Source organism: Cytobacillus sp. FSL W7-1323 (genome assembly GCF_038595015.1).
Classification (GTDB): Bacteria; Bacillota; Bacilli; order Bacillales; family Cytobacillaceae; genus Cytobacillus; species Cytobacillus kochii.
Map to the genome: position 1 here is coordinate 2,381,635 of NZ_CP151998.1, position 14,864 is coordinate 2,396,498.

General features: G+C 37.4%; 16 protein-coding genes and 2 riboswitches. Of the genes, 5 read left to right on the forward strand and 11 right to left on the reverse strand.

Going from position 1 to position 14,864, the window contains the following annotated elements:
• Window positions 1-200: 200 nt before the first annotated feature.
• Complete coding sequence (locus MKX67_RS12190; protein WP_095373208.1) at window positions 201-383, forward strand: SE1832 family protein; 183 nt, start codon at window positions 201-203, stop codon at window positions 381-383.
• 549 nt (window positions 384-932) lie between these two features.
• Window positions 933-1,334, forward strand: a complete 402-nt coding sequence (locus tag MKX67_RS12195) for a VOC family protein (RefSeq protein ID WP_095373207.1) — start codon at window positions 933-935, stop codon at window positions 1,332-1,334.
• Between the two features lie 189 nt (window positions 1,335-1,523).
• On the opposite strand, the gene MKX67_RS12200 is transcribed toward MKX67_RS12195, so the two are convergent.
• Window positions 1,524-2,348, reverse strand: coding sequence for a 2OG-Fe(II) oxygenase (locus tag MKX67_RS12200; protein ID WP_307318569.1), 825 nt, complete (start codon window positions 2,346-2,348; stop codon window positions 1,524-1,526).
• Window positions 2,349-2,377: 29 nt separating this feature from the next.
• Window positions 2,378-3,058 (reverse strand): NAD-dependent epimerase/dehydratase family protein, encoded by a 681-nt coding sequence (locus MKX67_RS12205; RefSeq protein WP_342488248.1) that lies wholly within the window; start codon window positions 3,056-3,058, stop codon window positions 2,378-2,380.
• A 181-nt stretch (window positions 3,059-3,239) separates the two neighbouring features.
• Between MKX67_RS12205 and MKX67_RS12210 the strand changes: the two genes are divergently transcribed.
• Window positions 3,240-4,064 carry an aldo/keto reductase gene (locus tag MKX67_RS12210; RefSeq protein ID WP_095373203.1) on the forward strand — a complete coding sequence of 275 codons (825 nt, stop codon included), beginning with the start codon at window positions 3,240-3,242 and terminating at the stop codon, window positions 4,062-4,064.
• A 71-nt stretch (window positions 4,065-4,135) separates the two neighbouring features.
• Here the strand turns inward: MKX67_RS12210 and MKX67_RS12215 are convergent, their stop codons facing one another.
• Window positions 4,136-5,251 (reverse strand): FAD-binding oxidoreductase, encoded by a 1,116-nt coding sequence (locus MKX67_RS12215; RefSeq protein ID WP_342488249.1) that lies wholly within the window; start codon window positions 5,249-5,251, stop codon window positions 4,136-4,138.
• Between the two features lie 61 nt (window positions 5,252-5,312).
• On the reverse strand, window positions 5,313-7,103 hold the full coding sequence (gene pepF, locus MKX67_RS12220; protein ID WP_342488250.1) for an oligoendopeptidase F: 1,791 nt from the start codon (window positions 7,101-7,103) through the stop codon (window positions 5,313-5,315).
• A gap of 130 nt (window positions 7,104-7,233) precedes the next feature.
• On the opposite strand from pepF, the gene MKX67_RS12225 reads away from it, so the two are divergent.
• Window positions 7,234-8,016 carry a hypothetical protein gene (locus MKX67_RS12225; RefSeq protein WP_342488251.1) on the forward strand — a complete coding sequence of 261 codons (783 nt, stop codon included), beginning with the start codon at window positions 7,234-7,236 and terminating at the stop codon, window positions 8,014-8,016.
• Between the two features lie 353 nt (window positions 8,017-8,369).
• Here MKX67_RS12225 and MKX67_RS12230 read toward each other — a convergent pair whose 3' ends face one another.
• The 5 genes from MKX67_RS12230 to thiW form a co-directional block, all read right to left on the reverse strand.
• Window positions 8,370-8,996, reverse strand: a complete 627-nt coding sequence (locus tag MKX67_RS12230; RefSeq protein ID WP_095373199.1) for an FMN-dependent NADH-azoreductase — start codon at window positions 8,994-8,996, stop codon at window positions 8,370-8,372.
• A gap of 145 nt (window positions 8,997-9,141) precedes the next feature.
• A complete protein-coding gene (thiE, locus tag MKX67_RS12235; RefSeq protein WP_233435246.1) occupies window positions 9,142-9,750 on the reverse strand; it encodes a thiamine phosphate synthase in 609 nt (202 codons plus the stop codon).
• A complete protein-coding gene (gene thiM / locus MKX67_RS12240; protein ID WP_342488252.1) occupies window positions 9,750-10,559 on the reverse strand; it encodes a hydroxyethylthiazole kinase in 810 nt (269 codons plus the stop codon). Before thiM ends, thiE begins: the two co-directional genes overlap by 1 nt.
• Window positions 10,559-11,365: a bifunctional hydroxymethylpyrimidine kinase/phosphomethylpyrimidine kinase gene (gene thiD, locus MKX67_RS12245; RefSeq protein WP_322909394.1), complete on the reverse strand. Its 807-nt coding sequence runs from the start codon at window positions 11,363-11,365 to the stop codon at window positions 10,559-10,561. The genes thiM and thiD overlap by 1 nt, the downstream gene beginning before the upstream one ends.
• The gene (thiW, locus tag MKX67_RS12250; protein ID WP_095373195.1) at window positions 11,334-11,855 is read right to left on the reverse strand and encodes an energy coupling factor transporter S component ThiW; all 522 of its coding nucleotides are present in this window, start codon (window positions 11,853-11,855) and stop codon (window positions 11,334-11,336) included. The genes thiD and thiW overlap by 32 nt, the downstream gene beginning before the upstream one ends.
• A gap of 71 nt (window positions 11,856-11,926) precedes the next feature.
• A riboswitch (TPP riboswitch) is annotated at window positions 11,927-12,019 on the reverse strand.
• Window positions 12,020-12,062: 43 nt separating this feature from the next.
• Window positions 12,063-12,170, reverse strand: a riboswitch (TPP riboswitch).
• A gap of 126 nt (window positions 12,171-12,296) precedes the next feature.
• On the opposite strand from thiW, the gene MKX67_RS12255 reads away from it, so the two are divergent.
• The gene (locus tag MKX67_RS12255; protein ID WP_307318488.1) at window positions 12,297-12,803 is read left to right on the forward strand and encodes a shikimate kinase; all 507 of its coding nucleotides are present in this window, start codon (window positions 12,297-12,299) and stop codon (window positions 12,801-12,803) included.
• Between the two features lie 49 nt (window positions 12,804-12,852).
• Here the strand turns inward: MKX67_RS12255 and MKX67_RS12260 are convergent, their stop codons facing one another.
• Both MKX67_RS12260 and MKX67_RS12265 read right to left on the reverse strand, forming a co-directional pair.
• Entirely contained in the window at window positions 12,853-13,686 is an 834-nt protein-coding gene (locus tag MKX67_RS12260; protein ID WP_342488253.1) for a hypothetical protein, read from the reverse strand.
• A 200-nt stretch (window positions 13,687-13,886) separates the two neighbouring features.
• Window positions 13,887-14,795 (reverse strand): nuclease-related domain-containing protein, encoded by a 909-nt coding sequence (locus MKX67_RS12265; RefSeq protein WP_342488254.1) that lies wholly within the window; start codon window positions 14,793-14,795, stop codon window positions 13,887-13,889.
• Window positions 14,796-14,864 lie beyond the last annotated feature (69 nt).

Consider the following 14,864-nt stretch of genomic DNA (forward strand, 5'->3'; position numbering starts at 1 on the left):
CAAGACATCGGCTTCGATCGGAATCATCCTCCTCCATAAATGGTGAAGTTCATTCCTCCGTTTCTTCTAAGAAGTAAAGACTTACGTTTCCCTTACTCCATCTATATGCAGAAGCGTCTTCATTATGTCTCCATATACTAGTAACCAGTGAAGATATACGTTAAACTAAAAAGGATTATATACATAGGTGGGGAGAATAAATGACATTAAAGGAAATTGAAAACCAATTAGCAGAGTTAAAAATGGACTATATGCGCTTACAAGATGATATCGAAAAGTTAGAGTCATTTGGACGTTCAGTTGAGAAACAAGAATTACGAATGAAAGAAATTGAAGAAGAACTACAAAGGCTTAATCGTTTAAAAGCTGAGCTTGAGAAATAATACGTTGACTATAGGTGAGAAACGGCCTGTTGATTTGCAGCCGGGTCCATTAAGTGATAATGAAGGCTTCCCCCAATTTTAATTTGGGGGATGTTTCCTGAGTTGATGAACACATGACTTGCACTAAAAAATAATCTTATTTTCATATTTTTCCCTTCACATTCTATTTAACAGAGTGTCAACAGAACGCTGATTTGATATCTTGTGACAGCAATCTTATAATGAGAAACTTTGTGGTTGTATAAAGGATAGTAGAAAAAAACCACTTGTTGCCCTTCCGATTGGATTTCTAACAAAGACAAAAAATAGGGGTATTAATCGAAACCTGCTCATTAAATTTAGTTACCCTTATAACGGATATAGAAAGCTCGCAATTAGAAGAAGTTCAAATACATAACGGTATAATCGGTTATTATGCAGTAACACCGTAACTTTTCTACAAGATGATGTTGCTATTGATACCGTATAAGTTAACTAAAAAGGTGGATGAAGATAAGCATTCTCTGTGGAATCAAGTGATTAATGAGGCAAGCTAAGGAGGCATTACCAATGTCTAAAGGAATGATTCATCATATAGAATTGTATGTGTCAGAACTTTCACGTAGTGTAGCTTTTTGGGATATATTACTAACAGAGCTGGGTTACAGTCGTTTTCAAACATGGAAGTACGGACAAAGTTGGAAAATAGAGAACAGTTATTTAGTCATTGTACAAGCAGAAGAGAAATATTTAGACATCCCCTATCATCGTTGTCGCGTTGGCCTTAATCATTTAGCTTTTCATGCACAGTCACGAGAGCAGGTTGATGTGATTACAGAAAAATTAAGAGAAAATCATGTCACAATTCTCTATGAAGATAAGCACCCCTTCGCTGGTGGTACAGGGCATTATGCTGTTTATTTTGAAGATCCAGACCGGATGAAGGTCGAAATTGTTGCACCCGCAATATAGTTTTATCGTCATTCTCCACCATTTAAATACTTGTTATCACCCATCATCATCATTTTATCTTCTCTCATATTTACATTAGTAGGAGGCGAATATGGATGATGCCTCCTTTTTCTATCAATCCAAAAAGCTATACTAAATAAAAAAACAATGATAAAAAATAGCACCCATATTTTTATCATCACCACGCTTTTAATCAATCGCTTTTTGTCTAATCCATTTGGTTGCCACCCACTTTTCTCCTCTTTGTACCGGTAAACTTGAATGTAATGATTTGCGATCGACTTCACCTAGAGAATTACTATAGTGAAAAAAGACAGCAGATCCTTTCTTAGGGGTAAATGAAGCATTAATCTTCGGAAATATCGTTTCACCGCCTGATTCGACATCATTCAAATAGATTAGCATCGTCGCTATTCTTTGGCCGCCTTTACGATTGTCTACACGGTTTTCCGGAAAAAAATCAAAGTGAGACTTATATTCATCACCGACTTCATAATGCAATACTTGCAAACCTTCCCCATTTTCAATTGGATAAGAGGTCAGCAAACTGATTCGTTTTTCAATTCGAGCAATAAAATCATCTTCTTGAAGCTTAAAATACATCCCTTTGCTCGTTCTACCAGCAGCGGCTTTTTCTGCTCCAGAATTCGCATCTATGACTTTAGAAGGCTGAAGGCGGCTTTTCGCCCGTTCAATGAGAAAATCACATTCCTCATCTGATAATACATGGTCTAATTGGATAATCGTGGGTTTTATAAAGTTAGAGCGAACAAACACCATTTGATTATCTACCACAATGGAATGAGGTTGTTCATTTAAATAGACAGGTTCATATTGATAAGTTGAGGCACCTTTAATATCTGAACTGGCAAACGCAATTTCAAACATTGTCTCATAGGCAAACCTAGCATCAAATCCTTTTTTAATCAGACCATTCGTAATAGCTAATGGACTTACTCCTTGTTTTAATGTATCAATAATCCAATCTTGTAGTTCATTTGAAATAGTTTTCATTTTTTCCAAAACAGACGTCAACTCCTCCCCTATTTTGACAATATGTTTTGTTGAGACTGAACAATCTTCATTAGTTGCTCTGAAGAATAAATACAAACCCCTTGTTTCTCCATATCAGTGATACATTTCATTGCTAGAGCAACATGCTTGGCTTCAATGGCATATTTCATTTTTTTCTCGTCATTCAATAATGGCGACAAAAGTTGATACAGCTTTTTACCCGCAAGTTCCCCTCTACGCTTTTCTAATCGTTCTCCCATTAACAATGAAGGCCTTACAATCGATAATGCAGGTAATGACAATGTTTTTAGTTTATCTTCTAGTAAGCCCTTAATCCTTGGATAGAACAATTTAGAACGAGCATTTGCATTGATAGAACTTATAATGACAAAATGTTCAACCTCATGACTTTTCGCTAATTTTGCCATCGTATAAGGATAATCTACATCTACTTTAATCATTTTCTCTTTTGTTTTTGCTTTTTTAATGGTCGTTCCTAAACAGCAATAAACGTGATCAACACAAAAATGTTCGGCATATTCTTCTAAATAATCAAAGTCAATGACTAATTCAATCAATTTTTCATGTTTCATATGAAGCGGTGTTCTAACAATAGCAATCACTTTCTCATACGAATCTTGTAGTAATAATTTTAATAATTCTTGCCCAACTAGGCCTGTTGCACCTGCTATCAGCGCAGTCTTTCCCATCTTTAAACCATCCTTCTATATTTTTTCCTTTCATTCTATGATACATGGAAACGGGTACAGATAAAAACAAAAAGTTTGAATTATTGTGCATTTATTGTTTTTTTCTAGTCACGAAGCTTTTCTTTTTGCAAAAATTACATCATATGCCATAATATGACCATAACATTAAAGGAGGTACTACATGAATACAATTACTTTAAACAATGGAGTAGAAATGCCCCAACTTGGCTTTGGTGTTTGGCAAGTGCAAAATGAGGAAGCAACCGCTGCTGTGCAAACAGCCATTGAAGTTGGGTATCGTTCCATTGATACAGCGATGATTTATCAAAATGAAGAAGGTGTCGGCAAAGCCATTAAAAATGCTGGTATTGCTAGAGAAGATCTATTCATTACGACAAAAGTTTGGAATACTGATCAAGGATATGAACAAACATTAAAAGCGTTTGACGAAAGTCTAGAAAAGTTAGGATTAGATTATGTTGATTTGTACTTGGTTCATTGGCCAACACCACAATTCGATACTTATGTAGATACATATAAAGCACTAGAGAAATTATATAAAGATGGTCGTGTAAAAGCGATCGGCGTCTGCAACTTTCATATTGAACATTTAGAACGTATATTAAATGAGTGTTCAGTCAAACCTGTCTTAAATCAAGTAGAATGTCACCCCTATTTATCACAAAACGAATTAAAGGAATTTTGTAAGAAACATGATATCTATGTTGAGGCATGGAGCCCCTTACAACAAGGCGGGGAAGTATTACAACTTGATTCAATTAAAGAAATAGCCAACTCAGTAGGAAAAACACCTGCCCAAGTAGTTCTGCGTTGGCATTTGCAGAACGATACAATTGTTATTCCTAAGTCAGTTACTCCTTCTAGAATTAAAGAAAACTTCGATGTCTTTGATTTTGAGCTTTCGCAAGCACAAATGGAAACCATTAATAAACTTAATCGCAATGAAAGAAAAGGACCAGATCCATCGGATATGAATGTTCGCTAATATTCTTTCATCAATAGGATAAAGAGGTAAGTGCTATAATATTCTTATATTTGCACCTCCCTCTTTTTTTATTACCTAAAGGCGTCTTTAATATTATATAGGGCTATATCAATATCTAATTCCTCGCCACTTACAAGCTTTGCTAATTGCGCACCTAAATACGGACCAGATGTTAATCCAGATGCTCCTAAACCATTGGCAGCATATAGTTTCTCGTACCCAGGAACTTGACCTATAACGGGTAAAAAACCAGGTGTATACGGTCTAAATCCCACTTTTGTCTCAACAAGAGTTGCTGCTTGTAAACCAGGTGCCACAGTCAACGCTTTAGATAATACTTCAAGCACGCCCCCCGCTGTCACATTCGTATTAAACGGATGTTCATCCTCATGTGTCGCACCAACAACGACTTTACCATCTTCAAAAGAGAGTAAATAATGATTTGTTGGAGGCTGAACCACAGACCATTCAGATGTGTCTGCATCAGGTACGTGAAGATGGGCAATTTGTGCTTTTTGAGCGCTAACTTGAAAGTTGAGCCCTATTGGCTCTAATAATTCCCTTCCCCAAACGCCGGCGGTTACGATGATTTTATCTGCATGTAATAGCTCTCCATTCACCTTTACCCCTTCTAGTTGACCATTTTCACTTACTAAAAAAGCTTCACCATGGATGATATCTGCGCCATATAGTTCGGCGGCTTTAAGCAGCGCCTTCCTAAGTTTACGCCCATCTACTCTAGCCGCTCCACTCACATATACTGATTGAAAATCTTGCGACAGTGGTGGAAAGGCGTCTCTCGTTTTTTCTTGATTATAGCTTTTGATTTCACCGATTTCTGGTGCATCTTCTCGCCTTTTTATCGCCCTTTCTATCATCTTTTCAATTTTTGTTTCGTCGTGATGTAGACTAATCGCACCTACTTTTTTATAACCGGTGTCTTGATCAGTTTCTGCTTCAAGTGCTGGAATTAATTGTTGATAATACTTTGCTCCCCCTTTAGCAAGCTGATACCACGCTTTGTTTCGACGTTGTGACAACCATGGGCAGACGATACCCGCAGCTGCTTCTGTCGCTTGCCCTGCATCTTGCCGATCGATTACTGTCACCTTAAAACCAGATTTCGCTAAATGGTAAGCCGTAGATGCACCTAGTATGCCTGCTCCAATCACTATCATTTGTTGCATATTTTTTTCCTCCATCATGGATAAAAGACGAAAGGCAATATGCTTTCCGTCTTTTTTCTTTCTAGCTTAAGCTTGCGAACTCTTCCACAAGCTCTTCAAACGTTTGTAACGCTTCGTCAATCGGTTTTGACGTCGTTAAATCCACGCCCGTATTTTTTAATAAGTCTAATGGAAATTCTGAACTCCCGCTTTTTAGAAACTCAAGATAAGTCTTTAATGTTTCCTCATCGCCATTATAAATCTTCGTTGCTAATTGAATGGCTGAAGCATAACCTGTCGCATATTTATATACGTAAAATGGTCGATAAAAATGCGGAATTCTTGACCAACCATATTTTACCTCTTCATCTAATACAAGGCTTTCCCCGTGATAATCTTTAAATAGTTGTTCATAAATACCATTAAACACTTCTGTATTTAACGTTTTACCTTCTTCTGCTAATTGATGCGTTTTCCATTCAAATTCACTGAACATGACTTGTGTAAAGAATGTGCCTTTAAACTGATCAATAAAATGATTAAGTAAATGTCGTTTAATGTCTTCATTGGTTTCGTGATCAAGTAAATATTTTATTAAAAGTACCTCATTTACAGTTGATGCAACTTCAGCGACAAAAATACTGTAGCCTGCCGTAATTTGCGGCTGATGCTGGGCACTCCATTTACTATGAACACCGTGGCCACATTCATGCGCAAGTGTAAACATACTATCAAGATCATCACGATGATTTAAAAGTATATAAGGGTGTACACCATATACCCCCATATTATAAGCACCAGAGCGCTTTCCTTTCGTTTCTCTTACATCAATATAACGATGTTCTTTAAACGATTGCAATGTAGAAATATACTCTTCCCCTAGTGGCGCTAACGCTTTACACATCGTGGCAAATGCCTCTTCATATGGAATCTGCATATCGACATCTTTCACAAGCTGGGCACTTAAATCGTATTGTCTTAATTCATCTAACTGCAATAACTCTTTTCTTAATGCTGTATATTTGTGCATCGTTTGCAAATGGTCTCTTGTGGACTGAATAAGATTATGATAAACCTCTTTCGGAACATTATCACCAAATAATGCTTTTTCTAATGCAGAAGGATACTGCCTTATTCTTGTGGTTGTAACATTATTCTTGATCGCTGCTGATAAAGTCGAGCCGATTGTATTTTTAAGTTGTACATAAGGCTTATAATACGCTTTATACGCTTCTTTCCGCTTTTGTCGATCATCACTTTCAATTAATTTCGCATACATTCCTCGTGTAAGTTCTACTTTTTCACCATTATCATTTGTTACGAGACCAAACTCAATATCAGCATTATTAATCATATTATATGTATTTGATGGTGCAGAAAGTGATTCACCGAGTTGTGATAATAAACTTTCTTGCTCAGTTGAAAGCACATGCGCTTTATAACGAAACGATTCGAGTAAGTCTTCTTCAAAATATTGCAGCCCTTCTTCTTCTTTAATATAAGCTTTTAATGTCGCTTCATCTAAGCTAAGTAAAAACGGCATAAAGAAAGAAGTTGCACTACTTACTTTTACACTTAGTTGTTTCGATTGATCTAATAAACTTTGAGCACGACTATCCCTTGTATCAACATCAGATTGTAACATCGCATAAGCATATACTTTACCAAACAAATAAGATAAATCTTCCTGCTTCTTTAGAAATTGAAATAAACTTTGCCCATCGCTTATTTCCCCCTCGAACCCAGCTAACTCCTGCGCTAACGACTGAATGGATTCATAATCCTTTTGCCACTCAGACTCCTCACTATAAATATCAGTGATATTCCAAGTTTCTTCTACGGGAATCTCTTTTCGACTAGAATAGGTCGTCATAATTTTTAACACTCCTTAAATAGTTCATTTTTTTGCTCATATGCGTTATATTAACTAAATATATTCTATTTCGCCATTCTTAAACCTTTTTATAGTAATTAATAATGGAAAAAGGAAAGGAGATCCAATCATGGCTATTACATTACCTCATATCGAGGATGCGAATCAAACTAATTATCTCCCACCTCAAGGTGAGATTCAACCGTTTGAATCTAAAGAAGAATACGAAACTAAGTTAAAAGAATGGAAGCTGCCTGCCAAGAAAACGTTTTGGTTTAAACAAAAAACCCATCAACGCAAAGTAGAAATTGTCGGCTATCAAGCATACGGTGAAGAAGATGATCATTACACCATTGTAATCAAGTTCCAAGATGGAAAACTAAGTTGCATTCATCCGGCTTATTTAAAAGAAATGCAAGCAGGCAACTTTGGTAAAGAAGCTTTTGATGCTGCTGGACAACCAAACACCGCACAAATAGAAGAAAAACAGGCCGATGAAAAAACAAAAGAGCAAGCGCCAACACCGCCGAAAATCACAGCTACAAAAACGAAAACAAAGAAAAAAGAAGCAGCTAAAAAAATCCAACTTCCTGAAGATAAGGTCGCTTTTTCAGCAATTGTGAAGCAATTTGCGCTAAGCTATAACCATTTCACTGAGGACCATGATGAAGTCATTGTGCTCGATGAGGTTGTCATTCATCAAGACGACCCTTTACCAATTGGACTAGCTTGGTGCAGTCACTCTAAAACATTAAAAAAACAAGAATTAGCTATCGGAGACAAACTTTCCTTTAATGGCAAAATCGTCAAAAAGAAATTACCAAAAGCCCAAGACGATGTCAATGAAGAGCATAAAGTAGAAGAAACAGTACCTTATAAAATAAACAATCCTTCAAAAATTGAAAAACAATAGCAAACAGAGTGAGGCCATTCCTCACTCTGTTTTGTTCTACTTTAAGATAAGCAAGTAAGCTCGTAACAGATTGGGTACTGATTCGACAAATAGTTCCTCAGCAATCATTCATGCTTGTAGTTAAAAAACATATTTAACTGCGTATACGTTTTTATCTTACTAGCTTGTTTAAAATGTCTTCCTGTTTTGAATCCTAACCTCTTTACACATCATCGAGTTGTGTGATACTGGTCAAGTTTATTCAAGGTTTACACAAAGAATGAGCGACCGTGATTTCCTAAATACAAGTTTTAGGACGTCCTTTAGACAAAAAAAGCACCTCTACAAAAATATAGAGATGCTTTCGTATCGAATTAGAATTGAGCAGCAGCTTTAGCTACGTTTTGTAATCCTTCTTCAATAATATCTTGTGTACGATCTGGGTATTGGTTATGTCCTTCAATCACTACTTCTGAAGGAGAAGTAATGCCCCAAAGGCTGATAATTGTTTTTACTAAGTTAACTGCCATTTCGCCAGCAGCCATACCTTCTAGTGAATAATCAGAACCTCTAGCATTTAAAAGCATCACTTTCTTGTCGCCAGCAAATCCTACTGGACCTTCAGCAGTATATTTAAACATTTTACCTGCTTGAGCTAAGTAAGAAACATAGCTGATCAATGGAGCTGGTACAGTTGAATTCCAAAGTGGGAATGCGAAAACGATTTTATCAGCATCAAAGAACTGATTTAAATACTTCTCAACTAGCGCCGCACCCTTTTCTTCTGCAGCAGTTAATTCCAACCCTTGGTTCTTTTTAAAAGTACCATTGATTGCATCATTACCATAGTAAGGCATGTTTTCTTCAAAAAGATTCAATTCCGTAATATCATCTGATGGATTTGATTCTTTATATGATTGTAAAAATGCATGATACATTTTTACAGAAATTCCAGCTTCAACTGGACGATCACTTGCGTTTACAAATAGAACTTTTGCCATTATGTGAAGACCTCCGAATGTCGTAATAATTTATTCGAAATACACTAAAATGAAATATCTCGAACCAAAAGTAATTTTAGTATATTAATAGTATCTTGTCAATGGAATAAGTTCTCTTTAACTACACTTATGATATTTTTTAGGTCTAAAGGAATAATTGAAGTAAATCTCGAGCTGACTTTTCTGGATTTTTAGATTTACTAATTGCTGAGACAACAGAAACACCTGCTAACCCTCGATTTTTAAGCATTTTTATGTTTTCTAGTTGAATACCACCAATAGCGACAGCAGGAATATCAATCGCTGCAATGATTTCCTCGAGCATACCTGGTGCTAATAAATCAGCATCTGATTTAGAAGTTGTCGGAAACACCGAACCTATTCCAACATAATTTGCTCCTTGTTCTTGAGCAAGTTTCGCTTCCTCCACATTGGATACAGAGATACCAACTACCATATCATCAGGAACAATCTTTCTAACGACGGCACATGGCAGATCATCTTGTCCAACATGCACACCTGCTGCACCTACCGCTAAAGCGATGTCTACTCTATCATTAATAATCAGTGGAATATCCAATGGTTTTAATATAGATTGTAATATTTTCGCCTTTTCATAAAAGAGTTGACCATCCGCTGTCTTCTCTCTTAATTGAACGATGGTCACACCACCTTTTACACCACTTCGAACAATATCATATAATTCATTGTTTGCTATTTTATCATCTGTGACTAAATATAAACGGTAATCCATTAGTTTTGCCTCACTCCATCTAGCCAAATGGCTGCATTCATTGTACTAATCGTATCCATTAGCTTCACTCGAAATGAACCTAACCCTTCACCGGCATGTAAGCTCTTAGCTGCGATTTCCCCTGCTAGACTCATAGTAGCCATACCAATAACAGCCCCGTCAAACCAATTTTCTGAAACAGCAGCAGCAGTTGCTACTAATGAAGCTGTCATGCAGCCAGTTCCTGTTACCTTCGTCAAAAGATAATCTCCATTATCAATCACAACTAATTGCTTCCCATCTGTAATGACATCTTCTTTTCCACTAATAACAATGAGACAGTTTAGGACTTCAGCTGCCTCCTTTGCAAGTGCTTCAGGTGCTATTTCAATAGCCCCTGCATCAACACCACGCGTTTTTGTATTCTTACCAATAAGAGCAGAAACTTCAGAAGCATTGCCGCGAATAATGGACACTTTTATTGTGCTAATTAGCTCTTTTGCCTTATTTGTGCGATAAGTGGTTGCACCAACACCAACTGGATCAAATATTACTGGGACCCCTTTTTGATTGGCAGTTTGTCCAGCTTTAATCATTGCCGCAAACATCGCATCATTAATAGTACCAAAATTAATTACGAGCCCATCTGCCATCATAGCCATTTCTTCTACTTCTAAGAGTTGGGTGGCCATAACAGGTGAACCGCCCATTGCTAGGGTCACATTTGCACAATCATTAATAGTTACTGTATTTGTTAAATGATGAATGAGTGGGGTATGTTCTTGTAACTGCTGAAAGACTCTCTCAACTGCTTCACTTGAAATCGCCATTATCTTTCCTCCATCTTTGCTTTGTTGTATAACTCATAAAAATGATTTGTCGGACCATGCCCATGACCGAGTGCTAGGCTATGCTCAATCGCTATGGAAATATAATTTTTCGCAGACTGTATGGCCTCAATAAGTTCTTCCCCTTTTGCTAACCCAGCAGCAATGGCAGATGATAGAGTACAACCTGTACCATGGGTGTTTTTTGTCTCTACTCTTCGACCATTAAACCAGTTGAAACTTTGTCCATCCCATAATAAGTCATTCGGTTCTCCTTCTAAATGTCCACCTTTTAATAAGACGGCTTTTGGCCCTAATTCATATAATTTTTTACAAGCTTGCTCCATATCATCAACCGTGCGAATTGTCATACCCGAAAGTACTTCAGCTTCAGGAATGTTTGGCGTAATTACAGTCGCAAGTGGTAACATTTTCGCTTTTAATGCTTCAATAGCTTGTTCCTTTAAAAGATGATGTCCACCTTTTGAAACCATAACAGGATCTAACACAATCACTTTTGGACTATAATGATTTAAACGGTCTGCGACGATTTTTACAGTCTCACTAGATGACAACATCCCGATTTTGACAGCATCAACTTGGATATCATCAAACACAGCTTCTATTTGGTCTTTTATAATATTGATTTCTATATCCTGTACCGAACGTACCTCTACTGTATTTTGAGCGGTAATCGCCGTAATGACGGACATGCCAAACACACCATTGGCGGAAAAAGTTTTAAGATCTGCTTGAATCCCAGCTCCTCCTCCTGAATCAGAACCTGCGATCGTTAATGCTGTTTTCATTGATGTAACCTCCAATAGCTTTATTCTTAATTAATACTCTTAATAAACCATATCCTAAAATTGCTCCAGTAAACGAGCTCACCATAAATGCTGGTAGGAATCCGAAAAGGGTTGCTTCTTGTCCTAAAAGTAATGTACTAATCGGATAAGTCGCTACTGCCCCTATCATTCCTGTTCCAACGACTTCACCTAGTGCTGAGAAGCCAATTTTTTTCGTTTTTTGATAAAGGAACCCTGCAAGTAATGCGCCAATCATACTCCCGGGGTAGGCAAAAACACTTCCAGTCCCCATCATATTTCTCAATGTAGATGAAAGAAACGCTTGACTAACGGCATACCATGGTCCAAGAAGTACAGCAGATAATACATTCGCCAAGTGCTGAATCGGAAAAATTTTCGCTATTCCAATCGGAATAAAAATGAGACTACTCGACACAGTAGTGATGGCTGCAATCGTTGCCGTCATCGTCATTTTTTGGATTTTATTCATAGACCTTTCCTCCTTTCGATAAAAATAAAAAAGCCGCTATTTTGAATAAGCGGCTTTGGTCATCATGATATGTATGACGTCACTCGCTTCCCTACGCTAGTATTAACTAGATCAGGTTCAAAGGGTTCATCTCAGCCAAGTATTTGGCACCCCTAGCATTTATTCATATATAAAAAAAATCCTCTACTTCCAAAAGGAAGCGAGGACGACTACATCGACACACTTCCCTCCACTGGTACAAACCAGATCAGGTTCAAAGGGTTTTGAACGGCATTCAATCTCAGCCTCTATGTGAAGGCACCCCCAGTGAAAACTTATAATATATGATGTCAATATAACATGAAATGATAGAAATGAAAATAAAAAACATTGGATAGAAACGATGTTGCGACATAAAACGTTATGATATGATATTTTATATAACATTCGGGAGGACAGTCTATGGAAGATAAGAGTATTGTACTTATTGGGTTTATGGGGGTCGGAAAGACATCCATAGGAACGGAATTAGCTAAGAAATTACAGTGGGGTTTAATCGACACGGATGAACGCATTGAACAACAGTTTGGGATGTCAACTTCAAAAATTTTCCTTGATCATGGTGAAGAAGTTTTTCGAAAAGCTGAAAGCGAATTGATTGAACAACTATCTGCCGAAGAAAAACAGATTCTTTCATTAGGCGGCGGCGCCTTTTTAAACAGTAAGAACCGCGAAATTTGTTTACAAAACAGTACCGTTGTCCTTATCGAGCTCTCATGGGAAAATTGGCTCGATCGATACCCATTGATTAAAGATACAAGACCGAAATTGAATGGTCTTTCTACTGACGAAATGTATCATCTCTACAAAGAAAGACAAGCTCATTATCAACCATATCATCTAAAAATCAATGTTGACGGGAAAACAGCTGAAGAAGCTGCTGAATTGATTGTTAGTGGGATAGGATAAAGCTTGTGATGATTATGGTTATAGTTCATTAGAATGTTTCTTTTACTATCTAAGTAATTCGCATTATCCTAAACGAATTTATGAAAGCCGGGCACTCCCTTGCTCGGCTTTCATTTGTGTTTGGTTCTAAATATATTGCTGAATAACTCCCTTTTTGTGAGGCGGTTATCTCTGGTTTTCTTTCTGAGGGACTTGCTAAACCCTTTTGCGAGGCGTTCATCTCTGGTTTTCTTTCTGAGTGAATTGCTAAACTTTTTTGCAGGGCACTCATCTCTGATTCTCCTTTTGAGGGACTTGCTAAACCCTTTTGCGGGGCGCTCATCTCTGGTTTTCTTTCTGAGGGACTCGCTAAACCATTTTGCGAGGCGCTCATTTCTGGTTTTCTTTCTGAGGGACTTGCTAATCCCTTTTGCGAGGCGCTCATTTCTGGTTTTCTTTCTGAGTGACTCGCTAATCCCTTTTGCGGGGCGCTCATCTCTAATTCCCCTTCCGAGTGACTTGCTAAACCCTTTTGCGAGGCGCTCATCTCTAGTTTTCTTTCCGAGGGACTTGCTAATCCCTTTTGCGAGGCGCTCATCTCTGGTTTTCTTTCTGAGGGACTTGCTAACCCCTTTTGCGGGGCGCTCATCTCTGATTCTTCTTCCGAGTGACTTGCTAATCCCTTTTGCGGGGCGCTCATCTCTGATTCTCCTTTTGAGTGACTTGCTAAACCCTTTTGCGGGGCGCTCAGTTCTGGTTTTCTTTCTGAGTGACTTGCTAAACCCTTTTGCGGGGCGCTCATCTCTGATTCCCCTTCCGAGTGACTTGCTAAACCCTTTTGCGGGGCGCTCATCTCTGATTCCCCTTCCGAGTGACTTGCTAACCCCCTTTGCGAGGCGCTCATCTCTGATTCTCCTACTGAGTGACTTACTATCCACTTTTATTGTGATGTTATATAGATTTTTTTTGTGCACAAAGTCCTTTGTTCAACATATAACTGCTTACTAATAGATTGACCCCATCAGAATACATTTCAATCTATAAGATACTGTCACTTCTCTTCATTACTAAATAATTCAACTGTTTCTTCGGTTTTAAAACCCATTAATGATAATAAAAATAATTTCCACCACCATTAAGTGTATATTTCTCTTGTAAGAATCGTTGTATTGCGGAACTACTTATTGCTCCACCACACCAATCATAAATCGCCGTCTTTGTTACTTTTTCTGATGGAAAAAGAATAATAAAGTCATTGATTGCTTCACTTAATGCATCACAAGATGAAATGTTCCTCCTACATTTTGAGCAATGAAATTTGCGCAAACTCGCTCGCTTCATCTGCCCACCGCACTCTCGACAAACCACTCCTTTTACCAAATCCTCCGTACAATATTCGATTTTTCTAGCGTAATTCTTTTCTTCTTTATGATGACTCAAAAAAGCATGAACAATTTTTGTATAAAATGGAGAGTGTTGAATGTCTATTTGATTTAGTTCTCTTAATAATCGTGGAATTTGCGGTGGAAGAATAACATTTTGTTTCTTTGTACGATCATATAACATAAACTCGGGATGAACAAAAACAAGTAGATAATCAAATGCAATGTTTAATTCGTGCTTAGTAAGGAATTGGTGTAGGAGGGTTTCATTTCTTTCGATTTGTAGGAGGGGATTTTTAATTTCCTTATTTGTTGGTGAATACCATTTAGTTTCCTGAATCATAAAATCACCACTATAATTTTTCACTTCGAAAGCAATGAGTTTGTGGGGAGTTACACAGAGTGCATCAATTTGAAAGGATGTATGATTTATTTCTAGCAATATATCATAGAGGATGGGGAATTTTGGTGAAAGTTGTTGCAAATCATCTCGCCATTTACTTTCTCCTTCATATCCTTTTTCTAACATTTTGAGATATTGTTCATTCTCAGGGGACAATTTTGATCTAAGATGGAGCACGCGTAATAATCGGAGTTGGTAAGAGGGATTGAGCGGTTTTAGGTCTGGCAAATTACTTCATCCTTTCTTTTTTCTCTATTATAACGAATTTTCCGCATGAAAAAAATACCAATTTATTTA

Excerpts from the sequence above, each read along its gene's own strand:
- MKX67_RS12190 (WP_095373208.1), top strand. The coding sequence starts at position 201 with ATGACATTAAAGGAAATTGAAAACCAATTAGCAGAGTTAAAAATGGAC.
- MKX67_RS12195 (WP_095373207.1), top strand. The coding sequence starts at position 933 with ATGTCTAAAGGAATGATTCATCATATAGAATTGTATGTGTCAGAACTT.
- MKX67_RS12200 (WP_307318569.1), bottom strand. The coding sequence starts at position 2,348 with ATGAAAACTATTTCAAATGAACTACAAGATTGGATTATTGATACATTA.
- MKX67_RS12205 (WP_342488248.1), bottom strand. The coding sequence starts at position 3,058 with ATGGGAAAGACTGCGCTGATAGCAGGTGCAACAGGCCTAGTTGGGCAA.
- MKX67_RS12210 (WP_095373203.1), top strand. The coding sequence starts at position 3,240 with ATGAATACAATTACTTTAAACAATGGAGTAGAAATGCCCCAACTTGGC.
- MKX67_RS12215 (WP_342488249.1), bottom strand. The coding sequence starts at position 5,251 with ATGCAACAAATGATAGTGATTGGAGCAGGCATACTAGGTGCATCTACG.
- pepF (WP_342488250.1), bottom strand. The coding sequence starts at position 7,103 with ATGACGACCTATTCTAGTCGAAAAGAGATTCCCGTAGAAGAAACTTGG.
- MKX67_RS12225 (WP_342488251.1), top strand. The coding sequence starts at position 7,234 with ATGGCTATTACATTACCTCATATCGAGGATGCGAATCAAACTAATTAT.
- MKX67_RS12230 (WP_095373199.1), bottom strand. The coding sequence starts at position 8,996 with ATGGCAAAAGTTCTATTTGTAAACGCAAGTGATCGTCCAGTTGAAGCT.
- thiE (WP_233435246.1), bottom strand. The coding sequence starts at position 9,750 with ATGGATTACCGTTTATATTTAGTCACAGATGATAAAATAGCAAACAAT.
- thiM (WP_342488252.1), bottom strand. The coding sequence starts at position 10,559 with ATGGCGATTTCAAGTGAAGCAGTTGAGAGAGTCTTTCAGCAGTTACAA.
- thiD (WP_322909394.1), bottom strand. The coding sequence starts at position 11,365 with ATGAAAACAGCATTAACGATCGCAGGTTCTGATTCAGGAGGAGGAGCT.
- thiW (WP_095373195.1), bottom strand. The coding sequence starts at position 11,855 with ATGAATAAAATCCAAAAAATGACGATGACGGCAACGATTGCAGCCATC.
- MKX67_RS12255 (WP_307318488.1), top strand. The coding sequence starts at position 12,297 with ATGGAAGATAAGAGTATTGTACTTATTGGGTTTATGGGGGTCGGAAAG.
- MKX67_RS12260 (WP_342488253.1), bottom strand. The coding sequence starts at position 13,686 with ATGAGCGCCTCGCAAAGGGGGTTAGCAAGTCACTCGGAAGGGGAATCA.